Genomic DNA, 22669 nt, shown 5'->3' with positions numbered 1-22669 from the left:
AAAAGCCCGTTTCCTTTTTCGAGAAATCGAAAATAAAGGGAGATTTTTGTATGTGTGGAATTGTAGGAATGATTGGGAACACCGGAGCGAAGGAAATCCTTCTCAAAGGTCTTGAAAAACTTGAGTACCGTGGTTATGACTCGGCAGGTCTTGCTTTGATGCATGATAACGTGAACGTGCATAAAGAAGTCGGCCGAATCGCTGCGCTACGCGAAGTCGTCCCAGCAGAAGTAGATGGCACGATCGGAATCGGTCACACACGTTGGGCGACACACGGTGTGCCGAGCGTCCCGAACGCCCACCCGCACCAGAGCACGACGGGCCGCTTCACGCTCGTCCACAACGGTGTCATCGAGAACGACGAGCAGATCAAGGCGACGCTCGACGTCCCGTTCCTCTCGGAGACGGACACGGAAGTCATCGTCCAGTTGATGGAGAAGAACTTCGTCGAACTTGGCGACGTCGAGGCGGCGTTCCGCAAGACGTTGGCTGAGCTCCACGGTTCGTACGCAATCGCGATGATCGACTCAGAGGACAAAGAGCGCCTCTACATCGGCAAGAACAAGTCACCACTCCTCGTCGGACTCGGCGACGGAACGTTCAACGTCGTGGCGTCTGACGCGATGGCGATGCTCCAAGTGACAGACCAGTACCTCGAGCTCCACGACGGCGAGATCGTCATCTTGACGCGCGAATCGGCGACGATCAAGACGCTCGACGGCGAAGTCCTCGAACGTGCCCCGTACACGGCCGAGATCGATGCGTCAGACATCGAGAAGGGCACGTACGCGCACTACATGTTGAAGGAGATGGACGAGCAACCGGCCGTCATCCGCAACATCATCCAACACTACCAGAACGAGAACGGTGACATCGAGCTGACGGAAGGCGTGCGCTCGCTCGTATCGGAAGCGGACCGCATCTATATCGTCGCTTGCGGTACGAGTTACCACGCTGGTCTTGTCGGCAAGCAATTGATTGAGCGCGTCGCAGGTGTGCCGACAGAAGTGCACGTCGCTTCTGAGTTCGGTTACAACATGCCACTCCTCACAGAGAAGCCGTTGTTCCTCTTTATCTCACAATCAGGTGAGACAGCGGACAGCCGTGCCGTCCTCGTCGAAGTGAAGAAGCGCGGCTACAAGGCGCTTACACTCACGAACGTTGCCGGTTCGACGCTCTCACGTGAAGCGAACGAGACGATGCTCCTCCACGCCGGCCCGGAAATTGCGGTCGCATCGACGAAAGCGTACACGGCCCAAATCGCCGTGCTCGCCATCCTCGCCTACGACATCGCTCGTGCGAACGGCAAGAAGCTTCCGTTTGACCTCATGACAGAGCTCGCGCGTATCGCGACGATCATGGACTCGGTCATGGCTCAAAAAGAAATCTTTGAGCAATTGGCAGACAAGTTCTTGAAAGAGTCACGCAACGCGTTCTTCCTCGGTCGCGGTATGGATTCATACGTCGGTCTCGAAGGTGCCCTCAAGCTCAAAGAGATCTCGTATATCCAAGCAGAAGGCTACCCAGGTGGTGAGCTCAAGCACGGACCGATCGCCTTGATTGAAGATGGCACACCGGTCATCACACTCGTCTCGCAACCGAACACGCACCTCAACATCCGCGGAAACATCAAGGAAGTTGTCGCTCGTGGCGCCGTTGCTTGCACGATTTCGATGGAAGGCATGGAACACGAGAGTGATTCATTCGTCTTGCCGCGTGTCGAGCCACTGCTCACGCCGCTCGTGACGGTATTACCGCTTCAACTCATTTCTTATTACGCGGCACTTGCGCGTGACTGCGACGTCGACAAGCCACGTAACTTGGCGAAATCAGTCACAGTCGAATAAATGATAGGCCAAGATCTTTCGGGATCTTGGCTTTTTTTGTTGTGATTTACGTCATGCGAACCGGCTTGTATACTGAAGGTATAACGACTAAGGAGAGAACGCCATGCAAATCCAACTATTTGACACATTCATCCTGCCGGAGGACGTGCGTTCATAAGTTGGCCACCTCCTCCGATGATTCACTGTATTGGAACAATCCTATCGGAGGAATATACAATTGAAGATTCAACAGCTGTATTATGCAGTATCGAGTTCGCGTTCGCTCATCATACAGATGGTGTTCACGTTGAACGCCATCTATTATGTGACGACCACCGAGTTGAATGCGTTACAACTCGTCTTGATCGGAACGATATTAGAAGTATCGATTTTACTATTTGAGCTACCGACCGGTCTCGTCGCCGATTTATATGGGCGGAAGCGGTCGATGGTCATCGGTATCGGTTTGATTGGACTGGCCCATTTGCTAGAAGGGGGCATCCCTGAATTTTGGGCCATCGCGTTCGCGTCAGCGTTATGGGGTATCGGCTGGACGTTCATCAGCGGGGCCGAACAGGCATGGATTACCGATGAGATGGGGAATGACGGCTTAGAACAAGTGTTTTTGCGAGGTGCACAGTATAGCTCGCTCGGCCGCTTCGTCGGAATTGGGTTCGCCGTCCTCCTCGCTGAAGTCACGTCTGTCCAAATGACAATCGTGCTTGCCGGGGGGATGTTGGTGACGCTCGCGGTCATCGCATGGCGCGTCTTGCCAGAGACGCGGTTCGAACCGATCACGCGAGCCGATACGTCGAATCTCGTGCAAGCGAAACGGACGGTTCGGGACGGATACACCCATATCCGTGGCAATTCGATTCTCGTCGGCTTGGCTGCCATCACGCTCGTCTGGGGTCTCGCTAGTGAAGGATTCGACCGGTTATGGGGCGCGCATTTGATTGAGACGTTCCAGTTGTCGGAACAGGCGGCCGTGTATTGGTTCGGCTTGTTCTATGCCGTCGCGTTTCAACTCAACATGTTGGTATTGAAAGGTGTCGAGCTATACGTCAAAGGACGCTATGCGACGACCTTGTTTTGGTTCAACGTGCTGCTCATCATCGCGATGCTTGCTTTCGCCTCGGTCGGACAGTTTTGGTTGGCCGTGTTGCTGTATTGGACGATTGCGGCACTGCGTAACGTGCACTATCCGCTCATGAGCGTCATGACGAACGAGCGGCTCCCATCGAAAGGCCGGGCGACGATTTTGTCGATGTTCGGTCAGGTCGACGCGTTCGGTCAAGTCGCCGGGGGTCCGCTGATTGGATTGCTCGCCCTTTACACGTCGATTCAAGGAGGGCTTGGGGCAGCGGCGCTCTTGCTCCTCCCGATGTTGGTTTTCTTGAGAAAAATCAAGCACCATTGAGGCACAGACCGTCCCGTGATTCGTTTGGGGACGGTCTTTTTGTGACGATGTGGAGAATTCGATTGGAAACCGCCAACTAGAAAGAGAGAACTCGTTTCATAGTTGAAAAAGTGGTCAATAGGATAGTAGGACGCATAAAAGGGGATGAGCATCATGAACATTGTCCATGGAAGTCACCGGACGCATTGGGCAATCGGGTTGTTGATTGGTTTAGTGTCGTTCCTACTCAGCAGTTTCCTCTTCAGTCTCTTCATTGAAGCCGGTGTGCTCGTCACGTTCCTCACCGGTGTCGTCGGCAGCATCTTGTTGTTCTTATTGCTCGGTCACCGAGAACACTTGATTCGAAATGTCGGTTTGAGCACGATTGGCATGGTCGCCTCCATCTTGCTCGGGTTTGCGGTCGGTGAAACGTTCGCAGCCATCTTCCCGACGCTCGGTGACACGTACGGAAACACGGCATTCCTGATTATGGTGACGACGGCCTTCGGTACGATGCTCGGCGTCATCGTGTACGGGAAGAAGGCACTCGGCTTCTTCCTATTGGCCAGCTTCGTCACGGCACTCGTGTTGACCGTCTTGATTGAAGTCACGAACGTGATGCAAGGCCAGTTCTGGCAAGGGGTTGATTTGAATTACGTGCTCATCGTGACGACGATCGGAGCGGTGGCCGGGTTCGCGCTCGGCTTGTTCGAGGATGTGAAGCACGCGAATTAATTAGAAGATCGCCGCGAGGCGGTCTTTTAATGTATCAAAGCGATAACAAATCATCGCATCGGTCTCAAAAACGTCTCACCACCTCGATAGCAGGGTAACGTATAAAGATAAAGACGTAAGGGAGAGATTCGATGAGACAGAAAAAATGGATGACCGGTTTGAGCGTGATGTTGCTCGCGACGACTTTGGCAGCTTGTGGAGATGCCGAGGAGGAGCAGACGAGCGACTCGACAGAAGAACATTCGGACCATTCGATGATGGACCATTCGGGATCAGGAGAGGTGCCGAGCGGATTAAGTGAAGCGACAGATCCGACGTTCCCGGTCGGGTCGACCGCGATGATGACGGCCGACCATATGCCGGGCATGGATGGCACCGAGGCGACAATCGTCGGTGCATATGACACGACCGTCTATTCGGTCTCTTATACCCCGACGGATGGGGGCAATCCGGTCGAAGATCACAAGTGGGTCATTCACGAAGAACTCGACAATCCAGGCGAGGCACCGTTAGAAGAAGGAACCGAAGCCACTCTGGCCACAGACCATATGGACGGGATGGACGGCGCCGAGGCGACGATTGATTCGGCCGAACAGACGACGGTGTATATGGTCGACTTCACGACAAACGACGGGGAAGACGTCACGAACCACAAATGGGTCACAGAGGATGAACTCGAAGCCTTAAAATAAAGATCAACCTCAGGATATCCTGAGGTTTTTATTTATTAACGACGATTATTTATTGATAAACGATAAAAATAAGATTATGATGAAGGTATCAAACGAGGTGAGGTGTCTGAATCATGAAACGAGAGACGGTTTTTTTACGGTTGGCCGTATTCGTTCTGGCTGTCCCGATTGTGGCGGCCTGCTTGTTTTTGCTTCCGTACATTTGGCGCGAGGCGGTCGAGAGTGGGAGTTGGATTGAGGACTCGATTCGTCCGATTGTGATTGGTATGTATGTATCGGCCATCCCGTTCTTCATTGCGTTGTTCCAAGCGTTCATGCTGCTCCGGTTGATCGACCGCGACGAAGGGTTCTCGTATCGGGCTGTCCAATCACTCCGCACGATCAAGTATTGTGCGTTGGCGATCACGGCCGTCTATATCGGGACGCTCCCGTTCTTCTACTGGTTCGCCGAGCGAGATGATGCGCCTGGGTTCCTTCTCATCGGGCTCGTCTTTGTGTTTGCCGCGTTCGTCGTCGCCGTATTCGCGGAACTGTTACAGAAACTATTGAAGCGTGCCATCGACATGAAGCAAGAAAATGATTTGACGGTCTGAGGTGAGACATATGGCGATTATCGTAAATCTTGACGTAATGTTGGCGAAACGAAAGATGAGTGTGACCGAGCTGTCTGAAAAAGTGGGCATCACGATGGCGAATTTGTCGATTTTAAAGACCGGCAAAGCGAAAGCGATTCGTTTCTCGACGCTTGAAGCAATCTGTCAGGCGCTCGACTGTCAGCCGGGCGACATTTTAGAATATCGGGAAGAGTGATGGACAGGGCGATTGCCCTGTTTTTTTGTGGAGTTTGAAACATTTTCCATCACGTTGCGTATAAGACAGGAAAGAAGAACGAAAAGGGGAAACAAGATGATTCAGACATGGAATGAACGGGCGCGCGCCGCAGTAAAAGGGAAGACGGGTACATTGATTATCTGGTCATTTGTGTGCTCGATTGTATTAGAGATTGGATTGATGATGGATCCGTATTATTTCGGGTTCGAATATGATTCATTGGCACTCACGTTGATCAGTCTAGCGGGTCTCATCTTGTACGCGGGACTGCTCCCGGTCATCATCGGTTACAACTGGTTGATGTTAGAAACGGTCCGCGGGAAGTCGTCGTCGTTACGCGATGTTTTTACGCCGTTCCGACATCGCTACGGTAAACATTTGCTTGCCGGATTGCTTGTCATGTTGTTCCAAGTGCTATGGTCATTGTTACTGCTTGTACCAGGCATCGTGAAGTACTTCTCGTACGCCTTCACCTTCTTTATCTTGCGCGACGAGCCCGATTTGTCCATCACGGAGGCGATCACGAAATCACGGACGTTGATGCGCGGACGAAAGTGGGAGGCATTCAAGTTGATTTTGCCATTCATCCCGCTATTCTTGGTCGGATTGACGTTCTTTATCAGCATCGAATCCGTCATTCTCGGATCGTTGATTTACCTCGTTGCGATTGCACTCATCCGCCCGTTCATCGTCAGCCGTTTCGCCGTCATGTATGAAGACACGCGCCGTGAGTATGATGAGCAATGGAATCGGTCGGCGTGAAGCGCATCGATTCCGGCGACGGGTCCTCGGTCATGATACAATCTTCCTGACAGAAGGGGGAATGGACATGAACATCGGTATTATTGGTGCCGGACTGAGCGGGATTGTCGCAGCACGCGACCTCGCCCGTCACGGTCATACAGTTGAATTGATTGAAAAGAGTCGGAGCGTCGGGGGACGCTTGGCGACGAGACGGATCGGAGACGGCAAAGCCGATCACGGGGCTGTCTATTTCACCGTACGAGGGGAAGAACTCAAACAAGATGTCGCCGACTGGCAGACGAAAGGGTGGGTCAACGTGTGGTACGCCGACCCGTATCCGCGCTACGTCGCCGTCGACGGGATGAACGCCTTGGCCAAACGGTTGGCTGACGGATTGACCGTCCATTTGAACGAACGGGCCGAGACGGTCACGACACGAGATGGTCAGGTCAGCGTCCAGACGGATGTGACGACGCGACAGTATGATCGTCTCCTCATCACGTCGCCGCTCCCGCAGACGCTCGACTTGCTCACTGACTTTGCAGTCAATGCGGCGTTGCGTGAATTGACGTACGCCCCGACGTTTGTCGGCTTGTTCGAGTTCAGAAGCGAGATTAGCATCGGTCCGGACGGGATCCTCGATACAGACTTGGCGCCGGGTATCTTGAAAGTCATCAACAACCGCCAAAAGGGCGTCTCGGATACCGAACTCGTCAGCGTCTATATGGACGAGTCGTGGAGCGAGGAGTGGTATGAACGAGCGGACGAAGACACGCTTCGTGAGATTGAACGTCTGTTGCAAACGGTGACAGGGTCGGCGGTGATTCAATCGAAGCAGTTGAAACGGTGGCGCTACGCGCAGGCGACCGACGTCTGGAACGAGCCTTACCATCGATTGCGGGCCGAGCCGATTTTTTTGGCCGGTGACGTCTTCCTCGAACCGGACGACGCCTCAGGTCGAACGCGATTTGAGAGTGCATACGTCTCAGGAATCCGTGTCGCGGAAGCGATGCGCTAAACCTTCTTCGGAAGGTTTTTTTCATGACCGTGCCGAATAGTCAGACATACGAGTTGGAGAGGGGAATCAGACATGGGGATGGTTGGCGCATACATGCGGGTATCGAGCGAAGAGTTGACCGAACTGCTTCAAGAGCCGGACCGCTTCGAAGAACTGTTGGAAGACGAGGAACGACAGACCGATATCGATAAGGCGTGGCACGGCCTGTACTTTTTATTGACCGGGGAGACCGATTTGGACGAGATTGACCGTCATTCGCTCGGCAAGGCAGTCTTCGGCGGCGACGTTATCGACGGGGAGACGGGCATCGCTTATTTGACGCCGGGGGAAGTGGAGGACTTGTCGACCCGGCTTCAATACATCGAGCTGGAGGCGCTAGAAGCGCGTTACGATGTCACGACGATGAATGAGCAGGAACTGTATCCGTTTGAACGTGAGTGGGGACTCGAGGAAAAACAGTATTTATTGGACCAGTTCGATGAGTTGAAACGTGTCTTCGCCCAGGCGTCGCGAGAACGGGAGGCGCTCGTCACATGGATCGGGTAAACGTAAAGGCGTTGCGTCTTCAAGATGAGGAGTTGCTGTATGCGTTCGAGTGCGCGAATCGCATACATTTCGAACGCTCGGTCCCGAGCCGTGGCGACGCCTACTATGAGCCGGAATCATTCCATCAGGCATTGCAGCAACTATTGAGCGAGCAGGCGGACGGGGACGGATGCTATTACTTGATGTGGTACGACGATACAATCGTCGGGCGTCTGAACGTCCATCACACCGATGCCGACACTGGTGAGGTCGGTTACCGGGTCGGGGCGGAGCATGGGGGCCGCGGGTATGCCACGGCGGCCCTGCGCCAATTGCTGACGTTCGAGTTGCCTGGATTCAAACGATTGAGAGCCGAGACGACAAGCGACAACGTGGCGTCCCAGCGCGTATTAGTGCGTGCCGGCTTTATCCGTGACGGCGAGGCACGACAGCTGGAATGGGCAGGAAGAACGCTGACGTTTTATACATATGTGTATCCACTCGACCGGTGAAGGAACGACTTCATCGGTCGTTTTAGTTGACGGTTGATAGTTTAGGACATAAACTATCTTTATCTAGTTTAGGGGGTAAACCAAAATGAAAGAATTGATGCGGGAAGCCGTCCAGTTGTTCGAAGAGGTCATGTTCCAAGGTGCGGAGCATGTCATCGAGGCAATGGACGGTGACGTCTGGCATGATTATTCGCGGGAACAACTGCAGCTACTCAAGCTGCTCGAACAGTTCGGTCCGATTCAAGCCGGGCAATTGGCCCAAAAACAAGGAGTTCATAAGAGCGCCGTCTCCAACCGGTTAAAAAAGCTCGTCGACAAAGAGCTCGTCGTCAGTCGACGCGGGCATGACCAGCGCGAGCGGTTGATTGAGTTGACGGAAGCCGGACATCGCATCGTCGAAGAAGCGGATGCGGCCGTCTACCGTTATGTCGAATCGTTGCTCGACGGAAATATCGAAGAGACAGAAATCGAACAGTTCGTCCGGACGTTCCGGAAAATCAAACAACTGCTTCGAATTGGGGAGGAATAACACGTGCATAAAATCATCCAATGGCGCTGGGGCATCTTAATCGGTCTCATCGTCTTGACGGCCGCCTTGTTTGTGGCGGCCCCGAACTTGACGAAGCAGGCCGAACAAGCCGGCAGCTTCCAATTATCAGAGGACATGGACTCGCAGCGGGCGCAGGACATCTTGAACGCCGCCGGGAAGAGCGACAAGACAATTTCACTCGTCTATGAGTTCGAAACGCTCGGTGATGCCGAACGGGCCGATATTTCCCGGGTCATCGACGAGATGGAACAAAACGACACGGTCGTCAAAGACGTACTCGACCCGTTTGAAAGTGAAGAGACGGAAGCACAGCTCGTCTCGGAGGACGGCCGCATCGTGCTCGTCCCAATCACGGTCGAAGGATCGATGGAAGACATCAACGCCTTCGCAGACGACGTGCGGGCGAACATTCTCCCGGAAGACGAGACGGTCTACATCACAGGTGAAGAAATCATCAACAACGATGTGAACTTGAGTGCGCAGGAAGGCTTGAAGAAGACGGAAATCATCACGGTCGTCCTCATTTTCGGACTGCTCTTACTCGTGTTCCGCTCAATCGTGACACCGTTCATCCCGCTCATCGCGGTCGGATTCACCTATCTCTTGAGCCAATCGTTCGTCGCATTCTTCGTCGATTGGTTCGGTTTCCCGGTCTCGAACTATACGCAGATTTTCCTCGTGGCCATCTTGTTCGGGATTGGAACCGACTATTGTATTTTGCTGCTCAGCCGGTATAAAGAAGAGCTCGGCGCGGGTCACGCGATTGAAGATGCCATCGTCAACACGTACAAAACGGCAGGGCGGACAGTCCTCATCAGTGGTCTCGCCGTATTCGTCGGCTTTGCGGCTATCGGTTTCGCCGATTTCCCAATCTTCAAATCAGCCGTCGCCGTCGCGGTCGGGATTGCTGTCTTACTGTTAATCTTGTTCACGGTCGTGCCGTTCTTTATGGCGACGCTCAAGCATCGTTTGTTCTGGCCCTCGAAAAAGGCGGGCGAACATCACGACAGCCGCCTCTGGGCCGGATTCAGCCGCATCTCGGTCAATCGACCGTTCGTCTCGATTCTCGTCGTCGCGTTGATTACCGTACCGGTGTTGTTCACGTATGACGATGCCCGGTCATTCAATACGGTCGATGAGATCGGTGACGATTATGATTCCGTGCGCGGCCTCAACTTGATTTCGGAAGGATTCGGGCAAGGGGAGTCGCTGCCGGTCCAAGTCATTTTGAAACAAGACGGCGAGCTCTCCGAAGCGGAGATTCCGTATATCGAGAAGTTCTCGAATGAACTTGAAAACATCGATGGGGTGAGCGGCGTCCGTTCGGTGACGCGTCCGACCGGTGACGTCATCGCTGACTTTTACGTCGACACTCAGCTCGAACAAGTGAGTGCAGGATTGACGGAAGCCGAGACTGGCCTCGGTGACGTCCAGGATGGACTCACGCAAGTGGAAGCTGGTCTTGACGCCGTCGTCAATCAATTGCCGGGCGGTTCAACGAACGCCGGTGCCCCGCTCGCAGAAGCGGCAGCGGGACTTGGTCAATTGAACGCTCAGCTCGGTCTGATTGGCCAAGGACTCACGGCGACGCAAAATATTCCTGCGACCGTAACGCAGCTCGGGCAAGTGTCGGCCGGTCTCGGTCAAATCGAGGCAGGCATTAACGAGGCAGCTACGGCATTGACGGCACAAGGCGCCCAAGCCGGAGAACTCGGAACGGGTCTCGGACAACTCGCTGCTGGTGTCGGTGAAGCGAACGCAGGGCTCGCTCAAATCGAGACAGGTATCAATGAAGCGGCAGCATTCCTATCAGACCTGAGTAGCTCGGACAGCCTGCGCGATACGGGCGTCTATCTACCGGAAGGGACGCTCACGTCAGAGGAGTTCGCTCCAGCTGTCGAGCGCTACGTGTTTGACGACGGGACGGCGACACAGCTCGAAGTCATCCTCGAGATGGACCCATATTCGCCGGAAGCGATTGACACGGTCGAGACCGTGAAAGCGACGATGGACCGGGTCGTCACCGATACGCCGTTCGCGGAGGCAACGATTGGGTATGCCGGTATCTCGAGCATTAACAGCGACTTGAATGAGACGTCGACGAACGACTTCAATCGGACCGTCGCCATCATGCTCGTGACGCTGTTCATCGTTTTGACGGTGTTGTTCCGGTCGATGATCATGCCGCTCTATATGATCGGCTCGCTCTTATTGACGTATTACACGTCAGCAGCCATCACGGAGCTCATCTTCGTCGAAGGACTCGGCTATGACGGCATCAGTTGGGCCGTTCCGTTCTTCGGATTCGTCATGTTGATCGCGCTTGGCATCGACTATTCGATTTTCCTGCTCGACCGGTTCCGCGAGGAGTCGATCAACGGGATGACGGTGCGCGACGCGCTCGTCCATTCGATGACGAAGATGGGGACGGTCATCATGACAGCGGCCGTCATTCTTGCCGGTACGTTCGGGGCGATGATCCCGTCTGGCGTACTCAGTCTCGTCCAGATTGCGACGATCGTCATCACCGGACTGTTGTTATACGGATTGATTGTGTTGCCACTGCTCATCCCAGCAATCACGGTATCGTTCGGGGACGGGGTATGGTGGCCGTTCAAACAAAAAAGTAAAGATAGAGACTAAATTTTGCGATGGACAGCACAACAATTGTTGTGCTGTTTTTATTTGTTGAGTCAATGTCAGCGAAATGGAGAAAGACGGACTTGAGATTAATAAAAATACGCCGAAATATAATATAGATCTTTATTCTATTGAAAGTAGGCAATAATTATGGTGAATCATTTTGAAAAAATGAGTTCGTTGTTTGTATCGCGCATGGTGATTATTTTATTTTTCCTCTCTTATCCGATCATGGGTGTTTTGTATTGGATGGGGGAGCTCGCGGGGCAAGGCGCAGTCAATTTTATTCTGATAGGCGGTGTCATTCAAGCCGCATCATGGCTGGGCCATCGCTTCTATGTGGAACATACTTGGTTGAAGTATGGGCTCGTCACGTTGATGTACATTGCAGCTTCAGCAATTATCTTGACGCTGCCAGGTACTGCGATTCAAAATATCGTCTTTCTGTATATCGTATTGATGTTGATGTACTTGAATCGGCATCTTGTGCTGTACGGCAGCATTCTCGCGCTTATCGTATCGGTCGGAGCTGTATTGATTGGGCGTTTTTCATTTGAAACGCCGCTCGATCTCGTCATTTGGTTCACTGTGCTCACAATGGCTTTGTCTGGCGCATACTTTGTGTCATTCTTTGGTGCGAAGTTGTTACATGAGACGTTCACGCAACAAGAAAAGTCAGAACAACACGCTAGCGAAATCGAGCTAACGATGGCGAAGACGACAGCGAGTGCGACCACACTTCATGGGGCCGTCTTCACGATGAATGATTCAGTCGACTCTGTCACAAATGCTTCGGAGCAAGTGACAGAACAAATCGGTTTGATGACGAAACGGACGTCGGAACAAGCAGGTCTGATTCAAAACGTCGCTTCGCAAATTCGTTCAACTGTACAGGCGTTTGAGCGGATGCAACAACAGCTCCAGGAGACGACGTCTCAAGTGAGTGGGGTCTTGCAGGACGCTCATGTATCGCATGAAAATATGGACTCGACAGAACGGTCGCTCGCTGAACTGAACTTAAGTATCAGTGAAGTCAATCATGCGTTTAAAGGATTGGCGGAGCGTTTCCAAGAAGTGCGGACCATCACGGGTACGATCCAGCAGATTTCGTCTCAGACAAACCTGCTGTCGCTCAACGCTTCAATTGAAGCAGCGCGAGCGGGGGAACACGGAAAAGGATTTGCCGTCGTCGCGTCCGAAATTCGGAATCTATCGGCTCAAACGGCCCAAGCCTCATCTCAAATCAATGATATTATCCAACTCGTCATGCAGGAGGTGCAAGTGACGGAACGTGCAATCGACGGTAGTACAGAACGTTTATCGACGCAGGAAGAACAAGTCCGTAAGAGCGGGACATCGATTCTCTCCATGATCCAAACGACAGGAACGGTCGCAAGCACCGTGGATGAGACGTCGACACAGCTCCAAGTCGTCGCATCAGAACTGAACAAAGTTCACCAAGTGACTTCCCAAATGTCGGCACTAATGACAGCGCTCGAAGTGAACAGTCAAGACGTTCATGTGCTGACGATGTCACAGCAAGAAGCGTTAGCTTCGTTGAAAGATCAAATTGAAGAACTGAACGAGATTGCGAACGAACTCGTCTAAACGATGGACACGCCTTTACAAATAGGCGTGTCCATTTGCGTATACATCTCTTCCAAAACGGGAACAGTTTTGCGTCAGTCCTAAAATGAGGAGGAATCGCATATGGCAATTACAATCACCGCTATTTTGAAGGCACATCCGGGGAAAGAGGACGAGTTACGGCAAGCGCTCGATGAGGTCATTCCTCCGTCGCGACAAGAGAAGGGGTGCCTGACGTATGTGCTCCATGAGTCAATCGATGCCCCGGGCACGTTCGTGTTCTATGAAAAGTACGAAGACGAGATGGCGCTTGACCATCACATCAACTCACCACATTACCAAGCATACCGAAAGGCAGCTGAGACGCTACTCGCCGTCCGTGACGTGTACCGTCTGCGTGAAGTCTGAAAGGAGAAAGGATTATGATTACTCAACCGATTATCCCGTGCATTTGGTTCGAAGGCGACGTCGAGGCGATTGCGGAGTGGTACGTGTCGAGATTTCCTGATTCATTCGTCGACTATACGACAAAACTGACGGATACGCCATCAGGTGAGACGACGATTGTGACCGTCTCGCTGGCGGGACAGTTCTTTCAACTGCTCGGTGCTGGTCCGCTGAAGGAGCGCAACCCGTCCATCTCATACATGGTTGCGTTCCCGACGTCGGAAGAAGTGGAGACGCTGTGGAACGAGCTTGTGGAGGGGGCAGAGGTGCTCATGCCGCTCGACACGTATGATTTCAGTGAGCGCTACGGCTGGTTGACAGACAAGTACGGTGTCTCCTGGCAAATCATGCATAGCGGCGGGATGGACATCCAGACGGTGACCCCATGCTTTTTATTCGTTGGGGACGTCTTCGGCCGCGCAGAGGCGGCGATGAACGACTGGATCTCCATCTTCCCGGATTCTTATGTGCTCGAAGACCATATGATTCGTTACGAAGCGACAGACGGTCCAGAGTTGGAAGGGAAGCTCAATTACGCCCGCTTCGTCTTGTCCGGACGCGAGTTCGTCGCCATGGACAGCGCGGAGAATCATCAATTCGCCTTCAATGAGATGCAATCGCTGATCGCATTTTGTGAGTCGCAAGATGAAATTGATGAGTATTGGGCCAAGCTGTCGGCCGTCCCGGAAGCGGAACAGTGCGGGTGGCTCCAGGACCGTTATGGCGTCTCCTGGCAAATCGTGCCGTGGGAGATGGAAGAGATGCTGACGACCGGAACAAAGGAACAATTGGCGCGAGTGACGCAAGCGTTCTTACCGATGAAAAAGATCGATGTCGCCGCGTTACGAAACGTCTACTGACCAAAACAAGCCGTCCCGATTACTTCGGGGCGGCTTGTTTGTCGTTTGCTGTGAAGTCGGACAGGGCGTCCTTCTCGATGATCGTATCGGATAAACGGAGCTGTTCGGCGGCCTCGTCAATGTATGGTTCACATGCTTGAAGCGGCAAGTCATCGCCGGTCTCGACCGAATAACACATACCGCTGCCGACCGGCTCCGTCAAATCCGGTACGAAATAGAGGTCGTCGTAGCGGAACGAGCCGTTCCGGAACACGGTCAAATTGGGCTCGTCGTCGAGGAGCGAATTTCCAAGCATGTACGTCGGTGTCATCCCGAGCAAATCGAGGATGGTCGGGGCCAAATCGACTTGACCGCCGCTCACCTTCACCGTCTGACCTCGTTCAAGTCCGGCCGGTTTGATGAATAACGGGACGGAGCGGTCAAGCTGGAACAAATCGACCGTGGAGTCGGCATCTGCTTTTACGGCCATCTCGTCACCGGCAGCGGTCAATCCGCTGTCGTGGTCGCCATAAAAGACGACCAAGGCGTCGTCCCACGTTCCGTTGGCTTTCAGTCGTTCAATCATGAGACCGACGGCGGCATCGGTGTAGTGGACGGTATGATAATAGTCTTGGAGGAGCGGGTCCTCGTATTCCGATAAATCCAACCGTTTCTCCTCGTCCGGAATCTCATACGGCGTATGGCTCGTCAACGCGACCATGAAGGAATAGAACGGCTCGTCCAACGTGTCCAAGTGGTCGACCGATGTCGTCAGAAACTCCTTGTCGCCGACGGCCATACCGATGACCGGATCGGCCGGATAATCGTCTTGGTGGAAGAAGTGATTATAGCCAATCTGCTCATAGAAGTTGGCACGATTCCAAAACTCCTTGTCGAACGCATGCATCGCGGCCGTATCATAGCCGGCTCGTCGTAACAGCTCAGGCAAGGCGTCAAACGTGTTCGTCGCATACTGCGTGTATACCGACCCCGATTTGACAGGGTATAGCGAGGCGTTGACGGTGAATTCCGCATCAGACGTCCGTCCCTCGTGCGTCTGATGATAAAAATTCGGGAAATACAGCATCTCATCGCGGAGCGCATTCAGATTCGGCGTCAGTTCTTGCCCGTTGACCGTCTGGCCGATTACGGACGCTTGGAACGACTCGAGTTGGACGACGATGACGTTCGTATCGGCTGTGGTCTCAACTGGTTCGGTCGCTAACGCTTCGATTTGGTTGCGCTCCCGTTCTGTCAGGTCGTCATCGAGATGAAGGGCGTCCTGAATGCCGCGGAATGCATCGAGGCCGTGATAGCCCCAAAAGCCGAGCTGATAATACTCGCGCATATTCGAAATCGAGCTTTTCCGGTGATCTGTTTCGGCGTAATGAACGACGGTCGGGACGGTAAAGACGATGAAGCCGATAAGAAAACCGGCGACCGCCAAACGGCGACCGAGACGTTTCGGTTCCGTGATGGGGTGTCGCTTCATATAGAGGAGGACAGCCGCGTAGACGAGCAAGTCCGTGAACAAGATGAAGTCGGGCGCTTGAATCAGTGTCAGAAAGCCGCCCCCGACGTCTCCCATCTGGCCGATATCAGACAGTAGGGCGGCCGACAGCAAGTTACCGAAATAGCGGTAGTACCAGACGTCCGAGATGAGGAGCGTGCTGTGCAGAAACAGCGACGCGAACAAAATCCAGCGGCGCGTCTGTTGTTTTATGAGTAGCGCCCAACTCGTCATCATCAAGATGGTCGCTAGATTGATGAACAAAAAGCGCAGGTCGAACGCGCTCGCCGTCAACAGACTGAATAGGAACAGCTTGGCGAGGGAGAGCGATAAGTAACTCCAATAATCGAGATATTTCATGAAAGGCCTCCAAACGTTACGGACAAAGTGTGTTCTCTGTCATGTACCTGTTCGAAGACGGCGAAAAACATGAGGGTGTGCGATTTTAGCAATAAAAAAAGCGAGGCAGCGCCTCACTTGATGACAAACGTGTCCCGGAGCTCGATAATCGTGCCTTCCGGGGCTTTTAATTTACTCAAATGACCATCGACGACGAAGTAGATGTTCCCGCCGTGCTTTGGTAGGAACGTTACACCGAGGTCCTCGAGGCGCCGCACTTCTGTTTCGAGGTCATCGACATAAAGCGCGAAGTGGACCGGGCCGGCCACGTGCTTTGAATAAGGCGACAACGTCTCGTCGACTTTTGCCGTTTGAAGCTCGATATAGAAATCGCCAAGTTTGAGCCAGCTGTTGTACGCGCGCGTATGAAAGTCAGGTGACTCTTGGACGAGTTCGAAGCCGAGCGCCTCATAAAATTGTTTGGACGCCTCATAGTCGGGTGTTTGAATACAGATGTGATGGATTTGTTTCATGATGTCACTCCTTTCTTTTAGTTTATCCAATCAACGTCCTGAACGGAACTTTTCTTCATACGAGACGTATAGGACACCGAGGAGGGAATGATGATGAAAATCCAATACGAATTGACAGAAGACGACTATATCCGGTTCAACTTGAGCCATATTAAACGTTCGAAAACAGGAAAGCGGATGATCCTCTTACAGCGAATCATCGGACCACTTATCTTTTTAGGCGCTGCTTTCGTGCTGGCGACGTGGCTCCAAGAGACGGACTGGTGGCTATATGGCATATACGGGGTCGCGAGTATTCTTTGGTTCCTGTATTATCCGAAATACTTTGAACGGCATGTCCGGAAGCAGACGCGGCGTCTCATCGACGAGCGCAGCAACGAAGGCATGATTGGCCCCCACACGATGGATTTGGAGGAGACTGGTCTGCGCGATTTAAATGAGTTCGGCGAGACGCGTGTGTCATGGGCAGGAATCAAGGAAGTCGTCGAGGAGGACGATTATGTGTATCTATACAACTCCTCGGTCAGCGCCTATATTTTGCCGAAGCGCGGACTGGACATGGAAGAGGTGCGCCGATGGCTGCCGATACGCTGACGATTCAACTTGTCGATGACACGAACCGGGAGGCTGTTGTCGCCTTGACCGTCGCTTCTGACCAAGCTCGCTTTATCGAAACAAACGCCGAATCGCTTCGCGAGATGGAAACCGATGTCAAATATGCGTGGCAGTGCTATGCGCTTTGTCGCGATGAGCATTCCGTCGGCTTCATGATGATTGGGGCCGAGAACAAGGTGGAGCGTTACATCTGGCTCGATCGATTTATGATCGATGTGACAGAGCAAGGGAAAGGCATCGGTTCAACATGTTTACAACTTACGATTCAGTGGATGAAAGAACGCTTCGATGTCGATGACCTCATCCTCAGTCTGCATCCGATGAACGAACCGGCGAAACGGTTCTATGCGAAGGGGAGATTTGTCGACAGTGGCCTGATTGATGAGGCGAACGGGGAAGAGATTTGGGTGTATCACGTCAAACAGGGACAGCCGTCATAAGTCGGCCGTCCCTGTTTTCGTCGTCGTTGAGCCTTGAACAGCACTGCCCGCTTTGAAAAAGAGAACGATCGCAGCCACTCCGAAAATCGAGATGAACACGTTTTGGAGCAGCACATCGACGAACATCGGCTCGCTGGAGAACGTGCCCGTCGCAATTTGAGCATTCCAGCGGGTGAACGTGGCGATGCGTTCAAGCGTGTACAAGAGACCGGACATGAACAGGCAAGCGGTGGCAGCCAGTAATAGCGTCAATCGATTCAAGAAATGACCTCCTAATATTTGATATCCTGATTTTACCATTTAATATCAGTGGGAGGGAAGTACTTATCGCTTCGCCGTGAGCGGTCGCAATTGCTTGACCCGAGCCAAGACGATCCAGCCGAGCACGGACCCAGTCACGCTCGAGGCAAGGAAGGCCGGGAAGAAGAACAGCGCCCCGAACTCGGTCCCCATCAACACCTTGGCGTACGGGACGGCGACGAGCGAAGCGATGAGGCCGGTCCCGATGACTTCACCAAATGCGGCGAAGGCTACGCGGTTCGTCCTCATATAAAAGATACCGGCGAGCAGTGCGCCAATCATGCCACCAGGGAACGCGAGGAGCGACCCAGTACCGGTCATGACACGGACGAGTCCGGTCACGAACGCGACGAGAACGGCCCCGATCGGTCCGACGGTGACGGCGGCGATGACGTTCACCATATGTTGAATCGGATAGGCACGGGCGACACCGGTCGGAATCGAGATGAACAGGGAACCGATGACGGCGATGGCGACGAGCATCGCCATCCAAGTGAGTTGTTGAATACGCATAGATAGTCTCCTTTCAAAATGAAAACGCCACTTCTCCAAGTGGAAAAGTGGCGTGGAAAGACAGACGAATCCCACACCACTTCCCTACGCTGGTATGAGCCAGATCAGGTTCGAAGGGTCCGGCGCATGCCGTCTCAGCCCGAAGGCTCCCCTAGTGGTCGTTTATTAACATGAGTATAGCATACCGTCATTTGACGCGGTCGAGCTTTCGTGGTCGGAACGTGACATAGATGATGCCGATGAATAGGCCGTACAACAAAAGGGAGAAGACGAGATTGATCAGCCACGGGAGTGTCCCCATGAACACGGCGACGGACGCGTTTTGAAACCAGACGAGCGAGAGCGACAGCCCGACAAAGCTGAGAACGAGCGTTGTCCAAAAGCCGACAGCTCGGCGCTTGAACAGACGCCAAACGAGCAGCCCGATGGTGAGACTGACGACGGCCGTCGCCCCTAAGTACATATACAAGATGGCATCGACCGGGTATGAGTAATATACAACGTCCATATCGTTTCCTCCTAGGAGATGATGAAAGAAAGGGTGAACAGGATGAGACAGGCAATCCCATGGCGTGACCGATCGTTTCGTGAACGGTTCGAACGATGGATTGAGGCAAACGTGCCGAATGCGAGGTGGCACGTGATCAAAGATACCGATTTGACGTACTTGCTTGTTGGCGCGCTCAATGAGGAACGTTACTACGCCAAAGCGGTGACCGATATCAGCCGCGGCGAGGCCGGATTGTCGGCGTTTCTTGCCGAGCGGTATCCTGATTTCGTGCCTGACGTCATCGCCATCGATTCAGCCCGGAACTGGTTGCTCATGCGAGACATCGGCGGAGACGCGTTACGTGAACGACCGGACGTGAGTCGATACGAAGCGGCGTTGCGTCAATACGCACAGCTGCAGCGACAGGAGATCGACCAGATCGAGACCTACTTGTCTTACGGCATCCCGGACCGCCGACCGGCCAAGTTGAAGGGCGAAATTCGCACGTATTTACCTGAGCTCTGCGCCGGGCTCGAGCAATACAAAGCCGAGGCCGTGCTCGCGCTTCAAGATGAATTGATTGCCATGTGCGATGAGCTGGCGACCGGGATGCCGATGAGTCTTGAGTACGGTGATTTGCACGGCGGCAACATCTTCTGGCGGGAACGGACGAATGATTTGTGTATCCTCGACTGGGGCGACGCGACCGTCACGCATCCGTTTTTCAGCGTGCGCGTGTTTTGGAACGCGCTGTACGACTTATTGCCGGAAGAAGACGAGGTTGCCTGGTATAAACAGATTCAAACGATGCGTACGGTTTACTTGGAAGCGTGGAGCGGCGTCGCACCCAAGGACGTACTTTGGCGTCATCTACTGATCGCCGAGGAGCTCGGTTGCGTCTATCGTGCCTTGTCGTGGCATGTGTATGTGACGAGATACCGGTACGATGTAGCTGAGTCGAGCGATAAGCCGGCGCAATGGCTCAACTTGTTACTCGAGTACCGGGACTTGAAACGAAGTGTCCGATAAGTCATTCATACTTCTGAAGTAAGGTTTCGTAATCCGTCTCGTTCCAAAACAGCGGGGCAATCGACTCCGGCCCTTTGAAGATTTCACCGTCTTGGTCGTAGACGATGGCGTAACCGCCCTCGACTTCAAAGACGATTAAATCGGCCTTCACTTCCTTGACCCCGTTCCCAGCGATGATGATATCTTCGAGCGGGTCGCGCGCCACTTGTACGCCCCATTCGTCGAGCTCGACGATGAGCGCGGACGTATAGGCGTGGCGGTTATAAAGCGCCTGGAACTCGTCTTGTGTCAAGACGACGTCCGTCGGCGGGGCACTCGTTCCGTATTTTCGTTTCTCAATCTCTTCGACGAATTGAAGGAACGACGCTTCTTGCCAAAACAGCGGCGCGACCGACTCGGGACCGTTGGCGATGTCTCCATTTTCACTCTCATAGACGGTAGCGTACGTGCCGTCGTCGAGTTTGAACGGATGGATATCGGCGTATGTATGATGGATGCCGTCGCCGGCGATGACGACGTGCTCGAACGTCTCGCGGAACGGGGTGATTCCATCGTTCTCGAGGGCCTTCAAGAGCGGCGGGACTTTTTCGTATTGGTCGAACACGTCCTTGAAGTCTTCGCGCGTCCATGTGGTGATTTCTTCGGGCGATGGCTCGTTTGTATCAGCCGGGACGATTGGTTTCTCGACTGGATCCGTGCATCCGGTAAGCAAGAACACACTGAATCCGAGCAAGCCTAGGCGTTTCATTAATCAAACCTCCTAAGAAAGTTACATTTTTTCCCTATTATCAATGAGCGTAGCACGTTTACGTCTTTGTGAGAACCTGGGTACTTTCTCGTTCAGGGGTGTCGCTGTAAGTAGCGGTCGAGTGCCTCGTGAAACCTTTGTTGCTGCTCGAACGGGATGTCGCGATCGGATGCGGGACCATAGCGAATCAGATGATAGAGTGAGGCGTCGATGTCCGTCAATTCGATGCGCTCGAACCAGTCGACGACCGTCTCATTCGTTCGAATCTTTAGCTCAGGGGCGAGCGAGGCGTTGAAGGTGATGAGCCAATCTCTCAGTTTGATATTTGTGAGCATGGGGAATCGCTGTGCCTCAATCGATGCGTCCGCGTTGAGAGACAGTGGCGCAAAGGCATTCTGTCTACTAGAAAACGTGAATCCTTTTCCCCGTCGACGACGCAGCCATCTACGCACGCCATAGACGGTCAACCCGATGGCGGCAAGGAAGGCGAACAATGTGCCGAGTCCGCCTGGGGCATCACCATTCCCGCTACCAAATTTGAATTTGAGCATGTCTTCCTTCACTTGCCGTTCTCCACCTTTTCCCTTCTCATCGGTAGAACCCAAATCAATACCACCTTTTTGCGGTGGGGCCTCTTCTGGCTTGCCCATTTCGATCACACTGATTGGAGCAGGTGTATGGATTGTTTGAAGCCAACTGAACGTCTCCTTGCTAATGAAGACGAATGTCACAACGAGACAAGCTGTCATAACAAGGAACCCTATAAATCGAGACGACCACTTCATCCTTTCCCTCCTTATCGGAATGTTCAGACTATTTATTGTCTATATTACCATAAACAGGTAAACTTCGAATAAGACATCTACCAACGGAGGGGAACGAAATGGGAATCGAAGCGGTCATCAAACAGTTGAATGAAGTATATTTGGGGAAAGGTGAAGTCGTCCGGCTCTGCTGCACGGCGCTTCTCGCCGAAGGGCACATCTTGCTCGAGGACGTACCTGGAACGGGGAAGACGTTGCTCGCCAAAGCGATCGCCGGCAGTTTGGACGGGTCATTCTCGCGCATCCAATTTACGGCCGATTTGCTCCCGTCCGACGTCATCGGGACCGACTACTTCAATATGCAGACGCAAGGCTTTGACCATCGGCAAGGTCCGATTTTCGCGAACATTGTCTTGATTGATGAAATCAACCGGTCTGTCCCACGCACCCAGTCGGCGCTGCTCGAAGCGATGGAGGAACGACAAGTCTCAATCGGCGGGAAGACGTATCCGATGCCGAAACCGTTCTTTGTCATCGCGACGCAGAACCCGATTGAATCGGCCGGGACGTTCCCGCTCCCAGACGCGCAACTCGACCGTTTCCTCATTTCGATTCCGGTCGGCTATCCGGACGCCGCCGAAGAGCGAGAACTGTTGTTGCAAGTGTTGACCGAGACCCGCAAACACATCGAGGCCGTGACGTCACTCGCCTCGCTGCAAGAAGCGCAGGCCGAGACGAGACAAGTCGCGATTCAGGACGATGTCCTCGACTATATGCTCGGTCTCGTCCATGCGACCCGGGCGCACGCGTCCGTCGAGGTCGGAGTCAGCCCACGCGGCGCGATCGCGTTGCTCCGCGCTTGTCAAAGCTATGCCTATTTGGCCGGCCGACTGTACGTCATCCCGGAAGACGTCAAAGCCGTGGCGCCGTACGTGCTCGCCCATCGCATCAGCTTGACGCTCGAAGGCGGCATCAAGTCGACCAAAGCGAACGTCGTCGCGCACATTCTGGACACGGTGCCCGTGCCGGTCGAGGGCTGACGG

General features: G+C 53.5%; 26 protein-coding genes and 1 riboswitch. Of the genes, 19 read left to right on the top strand and 7 right to left on the bottom strand.

The genetic code is table 11. The features are described 5' to 3' along the window. The first annotated feature begins 50 nt into the window (after positions 1-50). The 15 genes from glmS (at position 51) to KNP85_RS12370 (ending at position 14366) form a co-directional block, all read left to right on the top strand. The gene (gene glmS, locus KNP85_RS12440) at positions 51-1847 is read left to right on the top strand and encodes a glutamine--fructose-6-phosphate transaminase (isomerizing) (protein ID WP_214803303.1); all 1797 of its coding nucleotides are present in this window, start codon (positions 51-53) and stop codon (positions 1845-1847) included. 217 nt (positions 1848-2064) lie between these two features. Further along, on the top strand, positions 2065-3246 hold the full coding sequence (locus KNP85_RS12435) for an MFS transporter (RefSeq protein ID WP_214803300.1): 1182 nt from the start codon (positions 2065-2067) through the stop codon (positions 3244-3246). 153 nt (positions 3247-3399) lie between these two features. Continuing rightward, a complete protein-coding gene (locus tag KNP85_RS12430) occupies positions 3400-3960 on the top strand; it encodes a hypothetical protein (protein WP_214715842.1) in 561 nt (186 codons plus the stop codon). A 131-nt stretch (positions 3961-4091) separates the two neighbouring features. Continuing rightward, on the top strand, positions 4092-4652 hold the full coding sequence (locus KNP85_RS12425) for a YdhK family protein (RefSeq protein ID WP_214803297.1): 561 nt from the start codon (positions 4092-4094) through the stop codon (positions 4650-4652). 113 nt (positions 4653-4765) lie between these two features. Then, on the top strand, positions 4766-5245 hold the full coding sequence (locus KNP85_RS12420) for a DUF2975 domain-containing protein (protein WP_029594440.1): 480 nt from the start codon (positions 4766-4768) through the stop codon (positions 5243-5245). Positions 5246-5255: 10 nt separating this feature from the next. Next, a complete protein-coding gene (locus KNP85_RS12415; protein ID WP_021065857.1) occupies positions 5256-5462 on the top strand; it encodes a helix-turn-helix domain-containing protein in 207 nt (68 codons plus the stop codon). Positions 5463-5558: 96 nt separating this feature from the next. Next, the gene (locus KNP85_RS12410) at positions 5559-6245 is read left to right on the top strand and encodes a DUF975 family protein (RefSeq protein ID WP_214803294.1); all 687 of its coding nucleotides are present in this window, start codon (positions 5559-5561) and stop codon (positions 6243-6245) included. A gap of 67 nt (positions 6246-6312) precedes the next feature. Further along, positions 6313-7245: an NAD(P)/FAD-dependent oxidoreductase gene (locus KNP85_RS12405; protein WP_251136290.1), complete on the top strand. Its 933-nt coding sequence runs from the start codon at positions 6313-6315 to the stop codon at positions 7243-7245. A gap of 72 nt (positions 7246-7317) precedes the next feature. After that, positions 7318-7791, top strand: coding sequence for a YfbM family protein (locus KNP85_RS12400; protein ID WP_051627656.1), 474 nt, complete (start codon positions 7318-7320; stop codon positions 7789-7791). Next, positions 7779-8282, top strand: coding sequence for a GNAT family N-acetyltransferase (locus tag KNP85_RS12395; protein ID WP_214803291.1), 504 nt, complete (start codon positions 7779-7781; stop codon positions 8280-8282). The genes KNP85_RS12400 and KNP85_RS12395 overlap by 13 nt, the downstream gene beginning before the upstream one ends. Before the next feature lie 85 nt (positions 8283-8367). Next, positions 8368-8811 (top strand): MarR family winged helix-turn-helix transcriptional regulator, encoded by a 444-nt coding sequence (locus KNP85_RS12390; RefSeq protein ID WP_021065862.1) that lies wholly within the window; start codon positions 8368-8370, stop codon positions 8809-8811. Between the two features lie 3 nt (positions 8812-8814). Continuing rightward, complete coding sequence (locus KNP85_RS12385) at positions 8815-11475, top strand: MMPL family transporter (protein WP_214803288.1); 2661 nt, start codon at positions 8815-8817, stop codon at positions 11473-11475. 147 nt (positions 11476-11622) lie between these two features. Continuing rightward, positions 11623-13080: a methyl-accepting chemotaxis protein gene (locus KNP85_RS12380; RefSeq protein WP_034779733.1), complete on the top strand. Its 1458-nt coding sequence runs from the start codon at positions 11623-11625 to the stop codon at positions 13078-13080. Between the two features lie 102 nt (positions 13081-13182). Next, positions 13183-13467, top strand: coding sequence for a putative quinol monooxygenase (locus KNP85_RS12375; protein ID WP_029594448.1), 285 nt, complete (start codon positions 13183-13185; stop codon positions 13465-13467). Between the two features lie 14 nt (positions 13468-13481). Beyond that, positions 13482-14366 (top strand): VOC family protein, encoded by an 885-nt coding sequence (locus tag KNP85_RS12370; protein WP_214803286.1) that lies wholly within the window; start codon positions 13482-13484, stop codon positions 14364-14366. 19 nt (positions 14367-14385) lie between these two features. Here the strand turns inward: KNP85_RS12370 and KNP85_RS12365 are convergent, their stop codons facing one another. Further along, positions 14386-16215 (bottom strand): LTA synthase family protein, encoded by a 1830-nt coding sequence (locus tag KNP85_RS12365; RefSeq protein WP_214803284.1) that lies wholly within the window; start codon positions 16213-16215, stop codon positions 14386-14388. A 113-nt stretch (positions 16216-16328) separates the two neighbouring features. Further along, a complete protein-coding gene (locus KNP85_RS12360; RefSeq protein ID WP_214793647.1) occupies positions 16329-16727 on the bottom strand; it encodes a VOC family protein in 399 nt (132 codons plus the stop codon). 93 nt (positions 16728-16820) lie between these two features. On the opposite strand from KNP85_RS12360, the gene KNP85_RS12355 reads away from it, so the two are divergent. Beyond that, positions 16821-17321: a YcxB family protein gene (locus KNP85_RS12355; protein WP_165569440.1), complete on the top strand. Its 501-nt coding sequence runs from the start codon at positions 16821-16823 to the stop codon at positions 17319-17321. Beyond that, positions 17303-17782 carry a GNAT family N-acetyltransferase gene (locus tag KNP85_RS12350; RefSeq protein WP_214803282.1) on the top strand — a complete coding sequence of 160 codons (480 nt, stop codon included), beginning with the start codon at positions 17303-17305 and terminating at the stop codon, positions 17780-17782. The genes KNP85_RS12355 and KNP85_RS12350 overlap by 19 nt, the downstream gene beginning before the upstream one ends. Here the strand turns inward: KNP85_RS12350 and KNP85_RS12345 are convergent. From KNP85_RS12345 to KNP85_RS12335, 3 genes are all read right to left on the bottom strand, one after another. Next, positions 17777-18043: a hypothetical protein gene (locus tag KNP85_RS12345; RefSeq protein ID WP_029594454.1), complete on the bottom strand. Its 267-nt coding sequence runs from the start codon at positions 18041-18043 to the stop codon at positions 17777-17779. The genes KNP85_RS12350 and KNP85_RS12345 overlap by 6 nt on opposite strands. 63 nt (positions 18044-18106) lie before the next feature. Further along, positions 18107-18595: an energy coupling factor transporter S component ThiW gene (thiW, locus tag KNP85_RS12340; protein ID WP_214803280.1), complete on the bottom strand. Its 489-nt coding sequence runs from the start codon at positions 18593-18595 to the stop codon at positions 18107-18109. 64 nt (positions 18596-18659) lie between these two features. Next, positions 18660-18758: riboswitch (TPP riboswitch) on the bottom strand. 24 nt (positions 18759-18782) lie between these two features. Then, complete coding sequence (locus tag KNP85_RS12335) at positions 18783-19103, bottom strand: hypothetical protein (protein ID WP_214803278.1); 321 nt, start codon at positions 19101-19103, stop codon at positions 18783-18785. A 42-nt stretch (positions 19104-19145) separates the two neighbouring features. On the opposite strand from KNP85_RS12335, the gene KNP85_RS12330 reads away from it, so the two are divergent. Then, complete coding sequence (locus KNP85_RS12330) at positions 19146-20114, top strand: aminoglycoside phosphotransferase family protein (protein ID WP_214803276.1); 969 nt, start codon at positions 19146-19148, stop codon at positions 20112-20114. A gap of 1 nt (position 20115) precedes the next feature. Here the strand turns inward: KNP85_RS12330 and KNP85_RS12325 are convergent, their stop codons facing one another. Together KNP85_RS12325 and KNP85_RS12320 are read right to left on the bottom strand one after the other, a co-directional pair. After that, complete coding sequence (locus KNP85_RS12325) at positions 20116-20862, bottom strand: hypothetical protein (RefSeq protein ID WP_214754249.1); 747 nt, start codon at positions 20860-20862, stop codon at positions 20116-20118. 92 nt (positions 20863-20954) lie between these two features. Then, positions 20955-21647 (bottom strand): hypothetical protein, encoded by a 693-nt coding sequence (locus tag KNP85_RS12320; protein WP_214803274.1) that lies wholly within the window; start codon positions 21645-21647, stop codon positions 20955-20957. 98 nt (positions 21648-21745) lie between these two features. Here KNP85_RS12320 and KNP85_RS12315 point away from each other — a divergent pair, with 98 nt between their 5' ends. After that, positions 21746-22666, top strand: coding sequence for an AAA family ATPase (locus tag KNP85_RS12315; protein WP_214803271.1), 921 nt, complete (start codon positions 21746-21748; stop codon positions 22664-22666). Positions 22667-22669 lie beyond the last annotated feature (3 nt).

The sequence above is a fragment of the Exiguobacterium sp. s194 genome (genome assembly GCF_018618275.1).
Taxonomy (GTDB): Bacteria; Bacillota; Bacilli; order Exiguobacteriales; family Exiguobacteriaceae; genus Exiguobacterium; species Exiguobacterium chiriqhucha.
Note: the sequence above shows the minus strand (reverse complement) of the source record. Positions and strands in the feature narration are given on the sequence as shown.